Genomic DNA, 16,544 nt, shown 5'->3' with positions numbered 1-16,544 from the left:
ATCTCTTAATGGGGTTTCATGCCGCCGTCCACGTTGATGGCCTGGCCCGTGATATTGCGCGCGAGCTCGGAGCAGAGGAAGACGCACATCCAGCCGATGTCTTCCGCCGTCTGGGCGCGCCCCAGGGGGATCTGCCGCGTCACCAGGCCGTCGAACCACTTCTTCGGGTCGTCGCCCGCGAGCCGCTCGCCGTGCTTCAGCTTGAGCTGATGCCACAGCTCGTTGGAGATCTCCGTGTAGACCAGGCCAGGGAGGACGGCGTTCACCGTGATGTTGAACTTGCCCAGCTCCTTAGCCATGGCCTGGGTGTAGTTGATCTCGGCCGCCTTGGTGGCGGCGTAGGCCACGTGCAGCGTCACGCCTTCCAGCCCGGCGGGCGAGGCGATGTTGATGATGCGCCCCCATGTGCGCTTCTTCATGGATTCGGCGACGGCGTTTATCGCCAGGACGCGCGAGAGCGTATTGACGCGGAAGGCGTGCTCCCAGTCGTGGGGGCGCTCGGGCCACACGGTGTTCCACCCGGGGCCGCCCATGGCCCCTGCGTTGTTGACCAGGATGTCCACCTGGTCCCACTTCTTCTCAACCGCGCGCACCATCGCGGCGACGTCCGCCTCTTTGGTGACATCGGCCGGGACGACCAGCGCCTCGCCGCCGGCCTTGCGCACTTCAGCCGCCGCGGCCTCCAGGCCGGAGACGGTGCGAGAGGCGAGGGCGACCTTCGCCCCCTCCTTGGCGAGGCAGACGGCGATGCCGACGCCGATGCCGCGGCTCGCGCCGGTGACCAGGGCCGTGCGCCCTTCGAGCCATTTAGGCATGGAGACCTCCAGACGGGACTGTGCCGATTATAGCGGGGAGGCGAAGGGGTGCATCGGTAAAGAGCTGCGCCGGTTATGGGCGGCCGGGCGGCATATCGTACAGCTTGCACCAGTTGTCCCACACGATCTTGCGCTTGGAGGCTTCGGGGATGGGAAGCTTGAAGAGTGAATCTATCGCGTGCGGATACTTCGAGTCGCCGTGGGGATAGTCCGTCGAAAAGACCAGGTTGTCGTCGCCGAACCACTCGATGTACTGCTTCACGGGAAGCTCATCGGCATCAACGGCCAGGAAGCAGTTCCGGCGGAAGTATGCGGAGGGCTTCATCGTGAGGTCGGGCGCCGATTCGTGGAGCCATTCGTAGTGCTCATCGAGCCGGTGGAAGAGCCACTGCGCCCAGGAGCAGCTGCCCTCCAAAAGTCCGGCGCGCAGCTTGGGGAAGCGCTCGAAGACGCCGCCGGAAGTGAGGCTGACGGCGACGGTCATGAGGCCGACGGGCTGCGAGAGGGTGTGGTGCTGCATCAGGTTGTCGAAGATATCGAAGGAGAAGTCGGACTGGAGGCAGGTCCTGCCGCCCCCGTGAAAGAGGACCGGGACGTTGAGCCGCTGCAGCTCGGCCCAGAGCGGGTCATAGTGGCGGCTGTCCCAGGGCGTGCGGTTGACGCACCCGGGCGCGAGGAAGACGCCCCTGAAGCCCAGTTCTTGGACGCAGCGTCGCGCCTCCGCCGCCGCCGAGGGCACATCGTGCGGCGCGATCATGCCGCAGCCCAGGAGCCGCTTCGGGTCCGCCTTCACGAAGTCGGCCATCCAGTTGTTGTAGGCGCGGGCGATCGCCGCGGCCTCGTCGGGCTTCAGGCCGTCGCGGCCGATGGCCTGTTGTGAATCAACGCTCAGGGCGAAGAGCCCGCGCGTCGGGAAGAGAAGGGCGTAGTCCAGCCCTTCCGTCTCCATGGCGGCGAGCTGGGAGGCCGGGTCCCAGCGGCGCTTGATGGCCGATTCGTAGAGGTCTTCGCGCTGCTTGTGCCAGGCGAGGGGCTGCCTGTCCACGAAGCGCGTCGCGCCGCTGTGGGGCAGGATCTGCCACTTGATGCGGATGCGCAGGTCGCGCGGCGATTCGGCGAAGCCTATCGGGGCGGCGTGCTTGTAGGCAGGCTCCATGTAGCGCTGCCACAGGTCCGGCGGCTCGATGACGTGCATATCGCAATCGGCGACGGGGTGGCCGTTTCTCGCCATGGCCTCAGCCTCCTATGGCCGCCAGCCTATGCCACGGCGCGGCGAGCGTCAATGCAGGCGGAAAGACTGGTCGGGGCGCTCCGGTTCTGCACCGGAGGACCCCCTCGCGCCCCATGCAGTCGGCCTAAGGCCTGTGGTAGAGAAAAGAAGAACTGGTCGGGGCGCCGAGATTTGAACTCGGGACCCCCTGCACCCCATGCAGGTGCGCTACCGGGCTGCGCTACGCCCCGCCGACCAGACTCTCACACAATCGCGAACTCGGAACCCTCCCGAGCCGCTCGGGATGCGCTATGGACCGCGCACGCCCCGCCGACCAGACTCTCACGCCAACGCTTGTCCATCAGGGAACGCCGGGCGGTACGCTGGGGTTGCGCGCCGGGCGAAATGCCCCCGTTCACAGGGGGAGAAGGACCCGGAAAGCATACCATAGGCTTCAGAGGAGGGGCAACGGCATAAGAGGCGGCTTCGGGTAAGCTCTTCAGTCTGGATGGCCAGTGGTACTATATGTCGCGCGCACGTGCGCACGCGATATGGACACAAAGCAAGCAACCTTCGATCTGTACGGCGACTTCACCTGCCCCTGGGTCTACCAGGCCTCGCTTCTGTTGAAGCGGGCTGAGGAGGCCGCTGGACGGCCGCTGCGCTGGACCTTCCGCTATTTCGCCCTCGACCAGGTGAACCAGAAGAACGGCCCCGATTGGCGCCTGTGGGAGCATCCGGAGACGCCCAGCCGGGGCCTCCACGCCTTCCGCGCCGCTGAGGCGGCGCGACGCCAGGGGGAGGAGGCCTTCGAGCGCATGCGCTGGTCGCTGATGGAGGGCCGGCACCTGCGGCGGAAGGAGTTCAGCGAGCCGGGGGACATGGAAGAGATCGCGCGGGCGGCTGGCCTGGACATGGCCCGCTTCCACAAGGATGTACGCGACCCCGCGATCTTGGCCCGGTTGGCCGAAGACCACACGCGCGGGGCGAAGCTGGGCATCTTCGGCACGCCGACCTTTGTCTTCGAGAACGGCAGCGCCTTCTTCCTCCGAATCACAGCCGGCGACGACCCGAAGGATGCCCTCAAGACCTGGGACGGCCTCCACGCGCTCTTCGTCTCTCAGATGAACATAGACGAAGTGAAACGCCCGCGCCCGTCGAAACCGTAGGGGCGCAGGGCATGCGTCCTTTGCATGGCGTGATAACACGCCCGTTTCACCTGATCGCCGGCGCCTGGATCTCCGCGATGGGGACGCCCCTCAGCACCTGGGACATGATGTGTCCCGCTGCGCTGCCAAGCCCCTTGTGATCGGCCGCCGGCCCGGCGGCGATGGAGACGCCGACGGCGTTGGGCGGGCGGTTCACGATGCCGCCCGCGAAGGCGTAGACGATGGGCCTCCCGCCCGCCACATTGGCGATGGCATCCAAGGCCTCTGGCGACATGGCGAAGAAGTAGTCCACCTTCTTCTCGTTCGCCAGGTAGTCGGCAAGCTCGTCGTAGGGGTCGTCGCGGAACTCATAGTTCCGGCGGAAGAAGCGCACGTTGTCGCCCGCCGCAAAGCCGTCGGCCTTGAGCGCTTCCAGGAAGGCGAGTCGCGTCGCCTCCGTGCTCGCGCCGAGGTCCGGCTCCAGGATGCCGATGGTCGGCGGGTCATCGCCGCAGGCGGTGACGGCCAGCGCGATGAGCAGGGCGACGAGGGCGGATGCGGCGATGCGGAGGTGTTTCATGGTTCTCATTATATTTCCAGTGAGAAGCTTGCCTTGTAGTCGGGCTCTTCGGCGGCCCAGCCGAAGCGCTCGGCGATGCGCTGCTTCAGACCGGCGCGCGCCTCGGGCTCGCCGTGGGTGATGAAGAGCGTGCGCGGCGCGGCGGTGAAATTGCTCAGCCACTGCAGCGTGTCCTGCCAATCGGCGTGGGCGGAGATCCCGTTGATGACTTCGATGGAGGCGCGCACGGGGATGAACTGGCCGTGGATGCGCTCCGTCTTCTCGCCGCTCAAAAGGCGCCGCCCCCTGGTGCCTTGGGCCTGATAGCCCACGAACAGCACCGTCGTCGCCGGATCCGGCAGGCGGTGCTTCAGGTGATGCACGATGCGCCCGCCTTCGCACATGCCGCTGGCGGCGATGATGATCATCGGGCCCGGCATATCGTTGAGCCGCTTCGATTCCTCCACCGTGCGGACGAAGCGCAGGCGGTGCGCATGCAGGGGGCAGCGCTCCGGGTCTTTGAGGAGCGCCACGCTCAGCTCATGCTCGTCGCTATGGCGGCAGTAGACCTCCGAAACATCGCTCGCCATGGGGCTGTCCACATAGACAGGGATATCCGGGATGCGTCCGCTATCCTGCAGCCGGCGCAGGTGGTAGAGCATCCGCTGGGTGCGCCCCACCGCGAAGGCCGGCATGAGCAGGACCCCTTTCCGTTGCGCGACTTTGTTGACGACTTCGGCGAGCTGCTCTTCCACCGAGGTCGCCGGGTGCGCGCGATGGCCGTAGGTGGACTCCACCACCAGGTAGTCGGCCTCCGTCACCGGCTCCGGCGGCTTCATGAAGACGCGGTCGTAGCGGCCCAGGTCGCCGGAGAAGACGATGGCCGCGCGGCGGCGGCGCAGCTCCACGGTGAATTCGAGGATAGAGGAGCCGAGGATGTGGCCGGCGCGGCGCATCGTGACGCTGATGTGCTCGCCCACCTTGGTCGGCTCGTTCGGGCGCACCGCGCGGATGAGCCGCAGGGCGCGCTCGGCGTCCCTCTCCGTGTAAAGCGGGACCGCGGGACGGTGCTTGGAGTAGCCCAGCTTGTTCGCGTAGGCGGCCTGCTCCTCCTGCAAGCGCCCCGAATCGGGGAGCATGATCTGCGCCAGGTCGCGGGTTCCCTGGGAGGCGAAGACCTTGCCGCGGAAGCCGTCCTTCACGAGCTTGGGCAGATAGCCCGAGTGGTCAATGTGCGCGTGGGAGAGGATGACGGCGGTGATCCTGCGCGGATCTATGAAGAAGGGCTGGCGGTCCCGCTGCTCTAGGTCGTCATTCCCCTGGAAGAGGCCGCAATCAATGAGGTAGGTCGCGCGGCCGAAGCGGAGAAGATACTTCGAGCCGGTGACAGTCCCGGCGGCGCCGAGGAAGGTGAGGGAGAGTTCGGACACGGTGTGTTCCTTGGCACCCATTGTCGCAGGGATGGGGCCCCTTGTGCGGGGGGTGTGCCAACCGCCCCTGGACAGGCGCGGGGGACGGGCCGAATACTTGTGGCGTGCGTTGCGAGCGACGGCGCGGGCTGTGGACAAGACTTAACTTGTGAGTTACTATGCGACTTGATGTTGTCTATCACGGCAGGCTGCATAAAGTAGTGGCGCTGTACGATAGTTCCGGAAGGTCCCCTGCGATGGACTTTCTGGAGCGGCTGCGTCGGACGAACAGGAACTCTGCCGAGGCCCTTGTTCGACGATCGGAGAGCCTTGCGAATCACGGCCCAGTCGCAAACACAGCGATCTCGCGCCAAATCAAAGGGAGGAAGAACCTCTTCGAGCTTAAGTCGCATCAGGGGGACAGGCTCCTCTATTCCCTCCTGCCCAATGGAGATATCGCCTTCTTGGGAGGATTTCACAAGGGCGCGCCGCCCGAACCGGAGTTCGAGAGAGCAGAGCGATACCGCGACGTGATTCTCACATGGATGCGCCCGAAGGGATAGCGTTAATGACCACAAATCCACGGCGGTACTATACGGAAACCAGTGAGAAGCCTCTGCTTCAACAATGGGCGGACGAATACCGCAACGACCCCGTCTACATCGCCATCGGCCTCGCCATGGAGGTCACCGAGTCCGTCGCGCGGGAGCTGCGGCGGCGCAAGCTCACCCGAGCCTGGCTCGCCCGGCAGATGGGCGTCTCCCAGGCTCACGTCTCCAAGGTCATGAGCGCGCCGCCCAACATGACCCTCACCACCATCGCCAAGATGGCCGTCGCCCTGGGCTATGAGCCGCGCGTCGTGCTCAAGGGCCGCCGCTTGAAGCCCGTCGGCCCCAAGAAGACCCCTTCGCGCAAGGTCCGCGCCTCTTCCCGGCGCCGCTAGGCCGCCTTCCTGTCACAAATTGACACGCCGGGGCGCCCCTGGGTAGCATGGTGCCAACCTTCAGAAGTGCGAACCGGGCGGCGCAAGCCTTCCATCCCGGCCTTCCTCTTCACTAAGCAGAGACGCTATGCCCTCCAATCCCATCCTTCCCATCTTTCCTAAGACGGCGGTCATCGGGCCGGACAACCGGCTGAGCATCGGCGGCATCGAGGCCGCCGCGCTGGCCAAGACCTACGGCACGCCCCTCTACGTCTTCGATGAGCAGACCCTCCGCTCCCAGTGCCGCTCCTACAAGCAGGAGTTCGGCAAGCGCTACCCATCGGTGCAGGTCCTCTACGCCTCCAAGGCCCTCCTCCTCGCGCCGCTGGTGAAGCTCATCGCCGAAGAGGGGCTCGGGCTGGACGTCGTCTCCGGGAACGAAGCCGCCATCGCCAGGGCTGCGGGCCTTCCGGCGGAGCGCGCCTACTTCCACGGCAACAACAAGACGCCCGATGAGCTGGAGCTCGCGCTCAAGTGGAAGATCGGGCGCATCGTCGTGGACAACTTCCATGAGCTGAAGCTGCTGGACGAGCTGGCCGCCAAGGCGAAGCGCAAGCAGGACATCCTCCTGCGCATCTCCCCCGGCGTGGACCCCCACACGCACCACAAGACCACCACGGGCATCACGGACAGCAAGTTCGGCTTCACCTTGGAGAACGGGCAGGCGATGGAGGCCGTGCGGCTGGCCCAAGAGGCCAGGAGCCTCAACCTCATCGGCATCCATATCCACCTCGGCTCGCCGATCTATGAAGTGGCGCCCTACGCCGAAGGGATCAACGTCATCTTCGGCTTCATCGCCAAGGCGAGGGACAAACACGGCCTGAAGCTGCTGGAGTTCAGCCCCGGCGGCGGCTTTCCCATCCGGTACGTCGTGGACAAGGCGCCGCCGCCCCTGGCGAACTACGCCGAGACCATCACGGCGGCGCTCAAGGCCGCCTGCAAGCGGCACAAGTTCGATCTGCCGAAGCTCGTGCTGGAGCCCGGCCGCTCCATCGTCGGTCGCGCGGGTGTCGCCCTCTACACCGTCGGCGCGACCAAGACGATCCCCGGCGTCCGCAAATACGTCTCCGTGGACGGCGGCATGGGGGATAACATCCGCCCCGCCATCTACGGCTCCAAGTATGAGGCCTTCGTCGCCAACCGCGTCGAGTCCAAGGAGCGCGAGAAGGTGACCATCGCCGGGAAATACTGCGAATCCGGCGACGTGCTCATCAAGGACTACAAACTGCCGAAGGTCCGGGCCGGCGATATCATCGCCATCCCGGCCTCCGGCGCCTACTGCATCGCCATGTCCAGCAACTACAACGCCGTCTCGCGCCCGGCCATCGTCCTCGTCAATAAGGGCAGGTCCAAGCTGTGGCGCAGGCGGGAGACCGCGGAAGACTTGATGCGGAACGAAGTGCTGTAAGGAGACCTTTGTATTTCGGACAGCGTCCTGATGCGAATCCTCCTCTCCCTCGATGGGAGAGGAACTCGAGCGTAGCCCGAGAGGAGAGGGTGAAGACTATCGTGAGCAGAAGTGCACGATAGTATTTCTGCCCCAGGGCGCTTTGCCCCTGGATCACTCAGGTTCTTTCTATGTGGAACGTCATCGGGCATGAGCGGGTGGTCCTAGCCCTGGCCCAATCGGTCAAGGATGGAAAGCTGGCCCACGCCTACCTCTTCACCGGTCCCCAGGGCATCGGCAAGATGACCCTCGCGATGCAGCTGGCCTGCGCCCTCAACTGCCTCGCCGATGGCAAGCCCTGCGGCGCCTGCGCCCAGTGCAAGCGCATCCTGGATGGCAAGCACGCCGATGTGCAGGTGGTGGGCTTGGGGGGAGACGGCGAAGAGACGCAGAAAGAGATCAGCATCAAGCAGGTGGAGGCCCTGCAGGAGATGGCCAGCCTGGCTCCTTTCGAAGGCGCGCACAGGGTCTTCATCATCGAAAACGCCGAGCTGTTGAACGTGAACGCCGCCAACCGCCTCTTGAAGACGCTGGAGGAGCCTCCCGCGCAGGTCTGCATCCTCCTCCTCTCTCGTGAGCCGGCGAAGCTCCTCCCCACCATCGTCTCCCGCTGCCGCGTCTACGACCTCCGCTCCGTGCCGGAACAGGCCATCACCGATGCCCTGATGAAGCTCCACGGTACCGATAAGGAGCGCGCCCGCGAGCTCGCCCGCCTCTCCGAGGGGCGCATCGGCTGGGCCCTGGCGGCGGCGCAGAACCCCGCCGTGGAGGAAACCCGCCGCGACCTGGTGGATGAGGCCGTCGAGCTTATCGAGTCGGGTTATGTGGAGCGCCTCCAGCTGGCGGGGCGCATGGCCCAGGACTTCTCCCGCAGGCGGGAGGAGTCCTATGAGGCCCTCGCCCTCTTGCGCCGGCTCTGGCGGGACGCCCTCCTGCTGAAGGGCGGGTCGCCCCAGGCCGTCGTCAACGCCGATAGGCGTGATATGCTGGAGAGGATGACCGGGTCGCTCACGCTGGCTGAGCTGGCGGGGGCCATCCGGGAAACCGAGTCGGCCATAGCGCGGCTGCAGTTGAACGCCAACCCGCGCTTGACCCTCGAAACTTTTGCGTTGAACCTGCCGCTGGTGAAGGCGGCGGAGCCCGCTCCAACAGGGCGGCCCGCGGCCGAGCCGGAAGCGGAACAGGTCTAGATCAGAGCAGACATGGCAGGAGTCGTCGGCTTACGATTCATGAAGGCTGGCAAGGTCCAGTACTTCGACCCTGGGGACGAGGAGTTCGCCGTCGCCGAATCGGCCGTCGTCGAGACCGAGCGCGGCCTGGAGACGGGGCTCGTCGCCATCGCCCCCACCCAGGTGCTGATGCAGAAGATCAAGGGCTCCTTGCCCAGGATCGTCCGCAAGGCCGCCCCTGAGGACCTGGCCGCCCGCGACCGCAACAAGGCCCGCGCCGACGAGATCTATAACGAGGCCCGCGCCATCGTGCGCGACCTCAATCTCGAGATGAAGATCGTCGAGGCCTTCATTGACCTCACGGGCGAGCGCCTCACCGTGAGCTACACCAGCGAAGAGCGCATCGAATTCCGCCCCATCCTCCAGCGCCTGGGCGCCAAGCACGCCGGGAAGATAGACCTGAAGCAGCTTGGGCCGCGGGACCATACCAAGGCCCTCGGCGGACTGGGACGCTGCGGGCGCGAACTCTGCTGCAGCAGCTGGCTCACAGAGTTCGCGCCGGTCACGATGAAGATGGCGAAAGAGCAGGACCTTCCCCTCAGCCCCCCGGGGCTGGCGGGGGTCTGTGGAAGGCTCCGCTGCTGCCTCCGCTATGAGTATGAGCAGTACCGCGAGCTGAAGCAGGGCCTCCCCAAGATCGGCGCGACCGTACCCACAGCCAACGGCCCCGCCCGCGTCGTCGTCGGCCACCCCCTCAAGCAGACCGTCACCGTCCAGCTGGAAAGCGGCGCATGGGTGGAAGTCTCCATGGCCGAGCTGAGCGGCGCCGCCCCCGCCAAGCCTCTTCCCGTCCCCGTGCCCGCCGCGCCCAGCGCCGCCGAAGGCATGGGGCGCGTCGAGCCGCGCCCGCCCCAGGAGCGCGACCGCCGCGACGACCGCAGAGGCGGCCCGCGAGGCGACCGCAGAGATGATCGGCGCGACGACCGCCGCAACGAGCCCCGCCAGGACAACCAGCGCCGCGACGACCGCCGGGACCAGCCCCGGGGCGATCAGCCCAGGGGCGACCGCCGTGATGATCGCCGCGACGACCGCGGTGGCCCGCCCCGGCATGACCGGCGCGATGATCGCCGCGATCAGCGCCCGCCCTACCAGCAGCAGGGCCCGCGCCCCCAGGACCAGCGGCGCGATGAGGGGGGCCAGCCGCCGCCCCCGCCGCCTCAGCAGGGGCCGGACCAGGGCCAGAGCAGCCCGAGCGGGCAGTAGCTAGCCTTTCGCAAGCGCCGCCTTTCGGCCGGAGGATCGCATGCCGCCGCGCATGGGCCTAGTGATGAGCATCGGGGAGCATGCGCCACGCTCCCGCGTCATCGAGTTCGCCCAGCGCGCCGAAGCCCTGGGCTATGACGCCCTTTGGATGGGCGAATCCTGGGGACGGGACGTCTTCACTGGCCTCACCCACATCGCCTGCAGCACCAGCCGCATCAAACTCGCCACCGGCATCGTCAACGTCTTCAGCCGCACGCCCGCCCTCATCGCCCAGACCATCGCCTCCCTCGATGAGATCTCCGGGGGCCGCGCCATCCTCGGCCTCGGCTCCTCCGGCGAGAAGGTCGTGCGCGATTGGCACGGCCTCCCCTTCGAAAGGCCCGTCGCCCGCACCCGCGAATATATCGAAGCGATCAACCTTATTTTGAGCGGCGCGCGCGCCGACTATAGCGGCAACTTCGTGAAGATCCGCGACTTCCAGCTCAGGTTCAACCCGCCGCGCCGGAAGGTCCCCATCTACGTCGCCGCCATGGGGCCCAAGAATATCGAGATGGTGGGCGAAGTGGCCGATGGCTGGTCCCCCGTCTTCTTCTCCCTGGGCCACCTGCCCGAGTTCCGGCGGCAGCTCCAGGCCGGCGCAGCCAGGCGTGCCAGGCCCTTGGACGCCGTCGCCATTTCCCCGTGGCTCCTCTGCTGCGTCACGGACGACCTGGCCCAGGCCCGCGACCTCGCGCGCGGCCATCTGGCCTATTACGTCGGCGGGATGGGCAGGTACTACAACGAGCTCATGCAGCGCTACGGCTACGTGGAAGAGGCCAAGCGCATCCGCGAGCTGTGGCTCCAGCGCGATCGCAAGGGCGCCGCCGCCCTGGTGACCGATGCGATGGTGGACGCCATCGCCATCGTGGGGCCTAGGCGGCGCTGCCAGGAGCGCATGCTGGAGATGGAGGCCCAAGGCGTGAGCGCGCCGGTCGTCTTCCTGCCCTTCAGCCTCTCCCGCGACCAGCTCCGCGATACCATCGAAGGCCTCGCGCCCAAGAGCTTCGCCTAGGGGATGCGACATCCTTCCTGGTAGGGGACGGCCTGCCCTTTCCGAAGGGCCGGCGCCATGCGCCGGAAGGCCGTCCCTCGCGCCGCTAGTCCGCGAAGACGAACTTCCGCCACTCGGCCCGCGAATCCAGATACGGCACAAAGAGCGAGTACGGCGTTGTGCTGGGCCGCGTCGGCTTCGAAAGCAACGTCATCCCCGCCTCCTTCGGCGTGCGCCCCGCCTTCCGGTGGTTGCACGCCATGCACGCCGTCACCACATTCTCCCACTCATGCTTGCCGCCGCGCACCCGGGGAACAACATGGTCCAATGTCAGCGGGCGCACCTCGTTGCCGCAATACTGGCAGCGGTGCTTATCGCGGATGAAGGCATCGCGCCGGGTCAGGCGGCGCATCGGCAGGGGACGGCGGACGTGGTATCGAAGACGCACCACTGTGGGCAGGTGGAAGATCCTCGTCGCCGTGCGCAGGCTTCCCGCCCCGTTCTCCACCATCTCGGCCTTGCCCTTATCAATGAGCACAAGGGCGCGGCGCACATTGCAGACGTTCAACGGCTCGTAGTTTTGGTTCAGCAGCAGAACGAGCGTATTCGTTCCCATACAGCCTGCCCGATCGGTGTCACTCCCTTGCGTCTCGGATGGCTCGCAGCTCCGCGTAGGCCTCGTGGAAGTCTCCGGGCACCATGCCGAAGGCGTTGCCGGGGAGTTTTTCCTCAGCACTAAGATATACAGGGACAAAGGCCGAGTCAACAAGGGTGTTGGTCAGCCCTTCGCGTATCTTGGTCACCTCTTCACCCGCCAGGGGCGCGCTCTCCGGCACCAGCACCGCCAGGCGCGCCAGGACGGCGATCAGGAAGCCCGCCCCGATGACGCCCGTCAGCGCGCCTAACCCGGCCCCGGCGATCTTATCCACGAAACCCAGGAAGACCAGCTTCAAGAACTTCTGGATCGCCGCGCCGATGATCTGCACGACGATGAAGACGATGGCGCCGATGACCACATAGGCGATCACCGTGGCCGTCGCGTCGTTCTCCACACTGTTCGTCGCCCAGGACGCGATGGGCTCGCTCAGCCGCGCGCCGATGAGGGCCGCCAGCAGGATGCCGAGGATAAGGAAGACGGACCTGATGAAGCCGGACTTCCAGCCCTTATAGGCGCTGAGCAGAATCATGACCAGGATGACGATATCGAGCCAGTTCATGCGGCCTCCGGTTCCCTAAGGAGGGACATCTGCTCCGATTCTAGCAGGGCGGCGGAGGTTTCGGTGACGCCCTAAGGTGTGGAGATGGGGAGGTGCCGTCTCGAGTCAGTCTGCAACCTCTGGCGGAGCGACGCCGCATCTGGCAGAATAGACGCGTTTGAGGCTTGCTGGTTGCAGCACGCTTCACCTGTCCGAACCGAATAGCCCCGCAGCGATCGCGCGCTCCGGCAGTTGGGTCGGCGATAAGCGCCCCAACGAACCGCGCTCGGCGCTGCCCATACTCAGGCATGCGCAGCCAAGAAAGCGAGCCCCTGCTTGTCCTCCGAACTTGCTCTCTGGATCGTCTTCGGCGGCGTCGTCACCGGCGTCCTCGCCCTCGATCTCGGCGTCTTCCACCGCAAGGCTCACGTCGTCCATTTTAAAGAGGCGATCGCCTGGAGCGCCGTCTGGATCAGCCTCGCCCTCCTCTTCAACCTCGGCATCTTCATCTGGCGCGGGTCGGACGACGGCGTCAAGTTCCTCACTGGCTACCTCATCGAAAAGTCGCTCAGCGTGGACAACGTCTTCGTCTTCGCCCTCATCTTCACCTACTTCAAGGTGCCGGGCGAATACCAGCACCGCATCCTCTTCTGGGGCATCCTGGGCGCCCTGGTGATGCGCGCCATCCTCATCGCCGTCGGCATCACCCTCCTGGAGAACTTCCACTTCGTCATCTACATCTTCGGCGGCTTTCTCATCTTCAGCGCCTACCGCCTTGTGAAGGATAAAGACAGGGAGATCCACCCGGAAAGGAATCCCGTCATCCGCCTGGCCAAGAAGGTCATCCCCACGACGGATACCTACCACGGCGCGAAATTCTTCGTCGTCGAAAATGCCAAGCGGGTGGCGACTCCCCTCTTCATCGTCCTGCTTGTGGTGGAGGTCACGGACCTCATCTTCGCCATAGACTCCATCCCCGCCATCCTTGCCATCACCACGGACTCCTTCATCGTCTACACCTCCAACGTCTTCGCCATCCTCGGCCTGCGCGCTCTTTACTTCGCCCTGGCGGGCATCCTGCAGATGTTCCACTACCTGCACTATGGCCTGGCCGTCATCCTGGCGTGGGTGGGCGTGAAGATGCTGATGACGGACGTCTGGAAGGCGCCCATCGTGCTCTCCCTTGGCGTTGTGGCGGGCATCCTGGCGGTCTCCGTTCTCCTCTCGCTCAAGCTCAAGCCCCAGGGCAAAGGCCACGCCGGTGCCCATGCGGGCTAGCAGAGGCATTTCTTACTGATCATGGAGGAAGGCCCCGGGCAACCGGGGCCTTCTTGTTCGGGAGGGATGGCGCGCTAGAAGCCCCCGGCAAGCCGCTCTGCCTGGGAGGCTTCGTCCGCGATAATGAGGAGCGTGCGATCGCCGGTGATGCGGAGATAGTGGTAGCGGCCCCCGGCGGCGCCGGCGATGGTGGTGGGCGTCTTCTGCGCCTGGCCCTTCTGCGCCTCGAGCGATTTCGCATAGAGATCGAAGAACTCCTTCGCGTCGTTCTGCGTGTCCCAGCGCGTGGGGATGGCGATGGCCTTTTCGCCGCTCGGCCCCCGGAAATAGGCGAGCCTATCGCCGCCCCAGCCCTCCGCGCCCCGGTTCGCGTCCGCCCGGCTCAGGTGGGCGTCCAGCAGGATGCGGTAGGAGAGCTCGCCCATGTAATCGGTGTCCGCAAGCACCCAGCCCGCGCCCAGGCGCTCGGCTAGGCCGCCGGGCAGCGTCACCGCCAGGGCGGGCTCGCGGCTCGTGTATTTCTCCGGGTGGAGGATCTGCTCCGTCGTCTTCGGCGGGTCGGCGTAGGCGTCGTTGATGGCCTTCCAGCCGCCGGTGCGGTAGAGGTAAACGGCGAACAGCAGGCCGTCCGTATAGGGGAAGTTGAGCGATTGTTCCAGGACGAAGGGGATGGAGGCGCGGTCAATCGTGCTGATGATGGCGCGGGCCTCTTCGTTGATCTTCCGGGGGTCGAGGAAGGCCTGGGCGTAGAGCTGTCCCGCCAGGGTGGCATCGCCTTCGATGAGGGCGGTGAGGGCGGCGGAGGCTTCGGAGTCGTCTTCCAGCGCATCGCCTTTCGTGTGGATATCGAAGTGGTCTTGCTGGAGGGCGTGGACGAACTCGTGGGCGTGGGTCATCTCCTCCAGCTGGCTGAAGGTCTTGCCTGAGGTCACGATATAGAGGTCGCCCGTCTTGGTGTCGAAGAGGCCCAGGATCTCATCGCCGAGCTGCTTGAGCTGCAGGGCCGCGAGATCGGTCCCGGGAGAAAGCAGGCCCAGGGCGATCAGCACCTCCTGGACGGTCTGCATCTCCTTGGCGTCCTCCGATTCGAAACCCCGGCGGAGCTTTTCGGCCAGGCTCTCTTTGGTAAGCAGCTTTCGCTTCGGCTCCCCGGCCGGCTGGAGACCCCGCATGTTGACGATGCGCTCCTCCGTGACCTTCAGGCGCTCAAGGAGGTCCGGCGGGAATGGCAGGCCGATAACCGGGGTAGGCGTAGGCCGGGCCGTGGGCGTGGGTCCTGCATCCGGGATCGGGGTCGGCGTTGGCGCCGGCGCCGGACGGGTGGGCGCAGGGATGGGCGTGGGCGTCGGCGTGGGCTTGACCGTCTGGCAGGCGGCAAGGGCCAAGGAGAGCGCCGCGCCCAGGAGCGCAAGGCGGATGGCGATGTGGGTTGGGAGGCGCATAGGAGTAGGTGCCGTAGCTATTCATAGTACGACGGGCAGGGGGTTTTGGGACGACCGGGGGCGCGGGGCGCGTGAGTTAGGGTTGCGGGGCAGCCCAGTCAGCGTAGGCCCGTTCGTCGTGGCAATTGCCATCGCCGCTCCTCAGGGTGACAGAGGGGGCGCCCCGTTCGGTGGACCCAGGGCGCGTGCCCCGCGCCCCTACGCTGTGGTTTCTCCTTTCAGGTGTGATGGGTGTGGGGATAGGTGTGCTGCAGAGGGCCCGACGGTGTGCCATGGGTGGACGCGTCCAGCAAAGGTGCGGGCGTTTAACGTCCCAGTGGGACAGGGCATCGCGATAGCAGTCTCGCGACTTCCCCACAGTGCCCTCGGCGACATGGGTCAGCCGGTCACGCCCGCGTGTGAGTCGTCCAAGACGGACAGATCGTACGATCTTCCTTCGTCGCGTGGGCCTAGGCCAAGTGCGAGTGCGAAGCGGGGGCTGAGCGCCGGGTACCATTCGGCGCGGCGTCCCGCAACGGGGCCGCTCTGCAGAACTCTGTGGCATAGGCTGAGGGTGTATCGCCATACGTTCCTCTACTTCAATGATAAGTACTAATGTTAAGTAGGGAGAGGACAAGAGGGTCTACCACGGAGGGCACAGAGATGAGAAGGGAACGGGGAGGAAGAGAGTATCCACGAAGGACTCGAAGCGCCGCAACGGGGCGATAGACACTCCACGCCTGGGAGCATGCAAGACCCGCGCTGAGGCGATAGGATAGGGGCATGTCGTTCCTGGGCGTTTCGTTCATCGGGCTGGTGATCGGCCTCTTGGCGCTGGGGGCGGTGTTCTATGGTATCGAGCGGGTGTGGCCGGCGATACCGAGGCGTCCTCGCGCGCCGAATGCGCTGACGACGGACATTCTGTGGTGGTTCGTGACGCCGTTCATGAGTCGCATCGCGATGGTGGTCACGCTGGTCGTGGCGGCGGCGATCGTGGCAGTAACCTTCGGCAGGCCGGAGGGCGAAGGGATCCGCCGCTTTTTTGAGCGGGAGAATGCCGTGAGCCGCCTGCCGCTGTGGGCGCAATCGGCCATCGTGGTGCTGTGGCTGGACCTGGCGGGCTATTGGGGCCACCGGTGGTTCCATCGGGTGAAGCGCTTGTGGCGGTTCCACGCCGTCCACCACTTTTCCGAATGGGTGGACTGGCTCTCCTCCGTTCGCGTGCACCCGGTGAACGAGCTGGGGATGCGCCTCCTCCAGGCGCCGCCGCTCTTGGTGTGCGGCTTCCATTTCTCGGCGGTGGCGGCTGCCGCGCCGGCGCTGACGCTGTATGCGATCTTCATCCACGCGAACGTGCCGTGGGGCTTCGGGCCGCTGCGCTATGTCATCGCGACGCCGGTCTTTCACCGCTGGCACCATACGTCGCAGGATGAGGGACTGGACAAGAACTTCTCTGGCGGGCTGGTCTGGCCCGACCTTGTCTTCAAGACGCTCTACCTGCCGAAGGGGCGTCAGCCGGAGCGGTTCGGCCTGAGCGGCGAACACGTGCCGGAGGATATCCTGCGGCAGATGGGCTACGGCTTCACAGGGCGGTGAGGAGGCGCATGATAGAGGCGA

15 protein-coding genes and 1 tRNA gene are annotated in these 16,544 nt (G+C 65.9%); 8 read left to right on the top strand and 8 right to left on the bottom strand.

Annotated elements, in window-relative coordinates:
• Positions 1-5 precede the first annotated feature (5 nt).
• The 3 genes from FJ039_02355 to FJ039_02345 form a co-directional block, all read right to left on the bottom strand.
• A complete protein-coding gene (locus FJ039_02355) occupies positions 6-815 on the bottom strand; it encodes an SDR family oxidoreductase (protein ID MBM4405011.1) in 810 nt (269 codons plus the stop codon).
• Positions 816-888: 73 nt separating this feature from the next.
• The gene (locus tag FJ039_02350; GenBank protein MBM4405010.1) at positions 889-2,046 is read right to left on the bottom strand and encodes an amidohydrolase; all 1,158 of its coding nucleotides are present in this window, start codon (positions 2,044-2,046) and stop codon (positions 889-891) included.
• A gap of 153 nt (positions 2,047-2,199) precedes the next feature.
• Positions 2,200-2,276, bottom strand: a tRNA-Pro gene (locus tag FJ039_02345).
• A gap of 300 nt (positions 2,277-2,576) precedes the next feature.
• Between FJ039_02345 and FJ039_02340 the strand changes: the two genes are divergently transcribed.
• Positions 2,577-3,194 carry a DsbA family protein gene (locus FJ039_02340; protein ID MBM4405009.1) on the top strand — a complete coding sequence of 206 codons (618 nt, stop codon included), beginning with the start codon at positions 2,577-2,579 and terminating at the stop codon, positions 3,192-3,194.
• A 46-nt stretch (positions 3,195-3,240) separates the two neighbouring features.
• On the opposite strand, the gene FJ039_02335 is transcribed toward FJ039_02340, so the two are convergent.
• The gene (locus FJ039_02335; GenBank protein MBM4405008.1) at positions 3,241-3,753 is read right to left on the bottom strand and encodes a hypothetical protein; all 513 of its coding nucleotides are present in this window, start codon (positions 3,751-3,753) and stop codon (positions 3,241-3,243) included.
• An 8-nt stretch (positions 3,754-3,761) separates the two neighbouring features.
• On the bottom strand, positions 3,762-5,183 hold the full coding sequence (locus tag FJ039_02330; protein ID MBM4405007.1) for an MBL fold metallo-hydrolase: 1,422 nt from the start codon (positions 5,181-5,183) through the stop codon (positions 3,762-3,764).
• Between the two features lie 499 nt (positions 5,184-5,682).
• On the opposite strand from FJ039_02330, the gene FJ039_02325 reads away from it, so the two are divergent.
• The 5 genes from FJ039_02325 to FJ039_02305 all read left to right on the top strand — a co-directional run bounded on the left by FJ039_02325 (position 5,683) and on the right by FJ039_02305 (position 11,053).
• Positions 5,683-6,084 (top strand): helix-turn-helix transcriptional regulator, encoded by a 402-nt coding sequence (locus tag FJ039_02325; GenBank protein MBM4405006.1) that lies wholly within the window; start codon positions 5,683-5,685, stop codon positions 6,082-6,084.
• 127 nt (positions 6,085-6,211) lie between these two features.
• The gene (gene lysA, locus FJ039_02320; GenBank protein MBM4405005.1) at positions 6,212-7,531 is read left to right on the top strand and encodes a diaminopimelate decarboxylase; all 1,320 of its coding nucleotides are present in this window, start codon (positions 6,212-6,214) and stop codon (positions 7,529-7,531) included.
• A gap of 170 nt (positions 7,532-7,701) precedes the next feature.
• Complete coding sequence (gene holB, locus FJ039_02315; GenBank protein MBM4405004.1) at positions 7,702-8,760, top strand: DNA polymerase III subunit delta'; 1,059 nt, start codon at positions 7,702-7,704, stop codon at positions 8,758-8,760.
• Between the two features lie 12 nt (positions 8,761-8,772).
• A complete protein-coding gene (locus FJ039_02310; GenBank protein MBM4405003.1) occupies positions 8,773-10,002 on the top strand; it encodes a hypothetical protein in 1,230 nt (409 codons plus the stop codon).
• A gap of 40 nt (positions 10,003-10,042) precedes the next feature.
• On the top strand, positions 10,043-11,053 hold the full coding sequence (locus FJ039_02305; GenBank protein MBM4405002.1) for an LLM class flavin-dependent oxidoreductase: 1,011 nt from the start codon (positions 10,043-10,045) through the stop codon (positions 11,051-11,053).
• Between the two features lie 85 nt (positions 11,054-11,138).
• Here the strand turns inward: FJ039_02305 and FJ039_02300 are convergent, their stop codons facing one another.
• The gene (locus FJ039_02300; GenBank protein ID MBM4405001.1) at positions 11,139-11,648 is read right to left on the bottom strand and encodes an HNH endonuclease; all 510 of its coding nucleotides are present in this window, start codon (positions 11,646-11,648) and stop codon (positions 11,139-11,141) included.
• Positions 11,649-11,667: 19 nt separating this feature from the next.
• Positions 11,668-12,249 carry a CvpA family protein gene (locus FJ039_02295; GenBank protein ID MBM4405000.1) on the bottom strand — a complete coding sequence of 194 codons (582 nt, stop codon included), beginning with the start codon at positions 12,247-12,249 and terminating at the stop codon, positions 11,668-11,670.
• A gap of 315 nt (positions 12,250-12,564) precedes the next feature.
• On the opposite strand from FJ039_02295, the gene FJ039_02290 reads away from it, so the two are divergent.
• The gene (locus FJ039_02290) at positions 12,565-13,506 is read left to right on the top strand and encodes a TerC family protein (protein MBM4404999.1); all 942 of its coding nucleotides are present in this window, start codon (positions 12,565-12,567) and stop codon (positions 13,504-13,506) included.
• 74 nt (positions 13,507-13,580) lie between these two features.
• Here FJ039_02290 and FJ039_02285 read toward each other — a convergent pair whose 3' ends face one another.
• The gene (locus FJ039_02285; GenBank protein ID MBM4404998.1) at positions 13,581-14,948 is read right to left on the bottom strand and encodes a hypothetical protein; all 1,368 of its coding nucleotides are present in this window, start codon (positions 14,946-14,948) and stop codon (positions 13,581-13,583) included.
• A gap of 762 nt (positions 14,949-15,710) precedes the next feature.
• Here FJ039_02285 and FJ039_02280 point away from each other — a divergent pair.
• A complete protein-coding gene (locus tag FJ039_02280; protein ID MBM4404997.1) occupies positions 15,711-16,523 on the top strand; it encodes a sterol desaturase family protein in 813 nt (270 codons plus the stop codon).
• The last annotated feature ends 21 nt before the right edge of the window (positions 16,524-16,544 follow it).

This window comes from Chloroflexota bacterium, assembly GCA_016875535.1.
In the GTDB taxonomy this organism is placed as follows: Bacteria; Chloroflexota; Dehalococcoidia; order SHYB01; family SHYB01; genus VGPF01.
The sequence above is the reverse complement of the archived record's forward strand: the minus strand, read 5'-3'. Positions and strand labels throughout refer to the sequence as shown.

Excerpts from the sequence above, each read along its gene's own strand:
- FJ039_02325 (MBM4405006.1), top strand. The coding sequence starts at position 5,683 with ATGGATGCGCCCGAAGGGATAGCGTTAATGACCACAAATCCACGGCGG.
- FJ039_02310 (MBM4405003.1), top strand. The coding sequence starts at position 8,773 with ATGGCAGGAGTCGTCGGCTTACGATTCATGAAGGCTGGCAAGGTCCAG.
- FJ039_02330 (MBM4405007.1), bottom strand. The coding sequence starts at position 5,183 with ATGGGTGCCAAGGAACACACCGTGTCCGAACTCTCCCTCACCTTCCTC.
- FJ039_02340 (MBM4405009.1), top strand. The coding sequence starts at position 2,577 with ATGGACACAAAGCAAGCAACCTTCGATCTGTACGGCGACTTCACCTGC.
- FJ039_02350 (MBM4405010.1), bottom strand. The coding sequence starts at position 2,046 with ATGGCGAGAAACGGCCACCCCGTCGCCGATTGCGATATGCACGTCATC.
- FJ039_02295 (MBM4405000.1), bottom strand. The coding sequence starts at position 12,249 with ATGAACTGGCTCGATATCGTCATCCTGGTCATGATTCTGCTCAGCGCC.
- lysA (MBM4405005.1), top strand. The coding sequence starts at position 6,212 with ATGCCCTCCAATCCCATCCTTCCCATCTTTCCTAAGACGGCGGTCATC.
- FJ039_02300 (MBM4405001.1), bottom strand. The coding sequence starts at position 11,648 with ATGGGAACGAATACGCTCGTTCTGCTGCTGAACCAAAACTACGAGCCG.
- FJ039_02285 (MBM4404998.1), bottom strand. The coding sequence starts at position 14,948 with ATGCGCCTCCCAACCCACATCGCCATCCGCCTTGCGCTCCTGGGCGCG.
- FJ039_02280 (MBM4404997.1), top strand. The coding sequence starts at position 15,711 with ATGTCGTTCCTGGGCGTTTCGTTCATCGGGCTGGTGATCGGCCTCTTG.
- FJ039_02355 (MBM4405011.1), bottom strand. The coding sequence starts at position 815 with ATGCCTAAATGGCTCGAAGGGCGCACGGCCCTGGTCACCGGCGCGAGC.
- holB (MBM4405004.1), top strand. The coding sequence starts at position 7,702 with ATGTGGAACGTCATCGGGCATGAGCGGGTGGTCCTAGCCCTGGCCCAA.
- FJ039_02335 (MBM4405008.1), bottom strand. The coding sequence starts at position 3,753 with ATGAAACACCTCCGCATCGCCGCATCCGCCCTCGTCGCCCTGCTCATC.
- FJ039_02305 (MBM4405002.1), top strand. The coding sequence starts at position 10,043 with ATGCCGCCGCGCATGGGCCTAGTGATGAGCATCGGGGAGCATGCGCCA.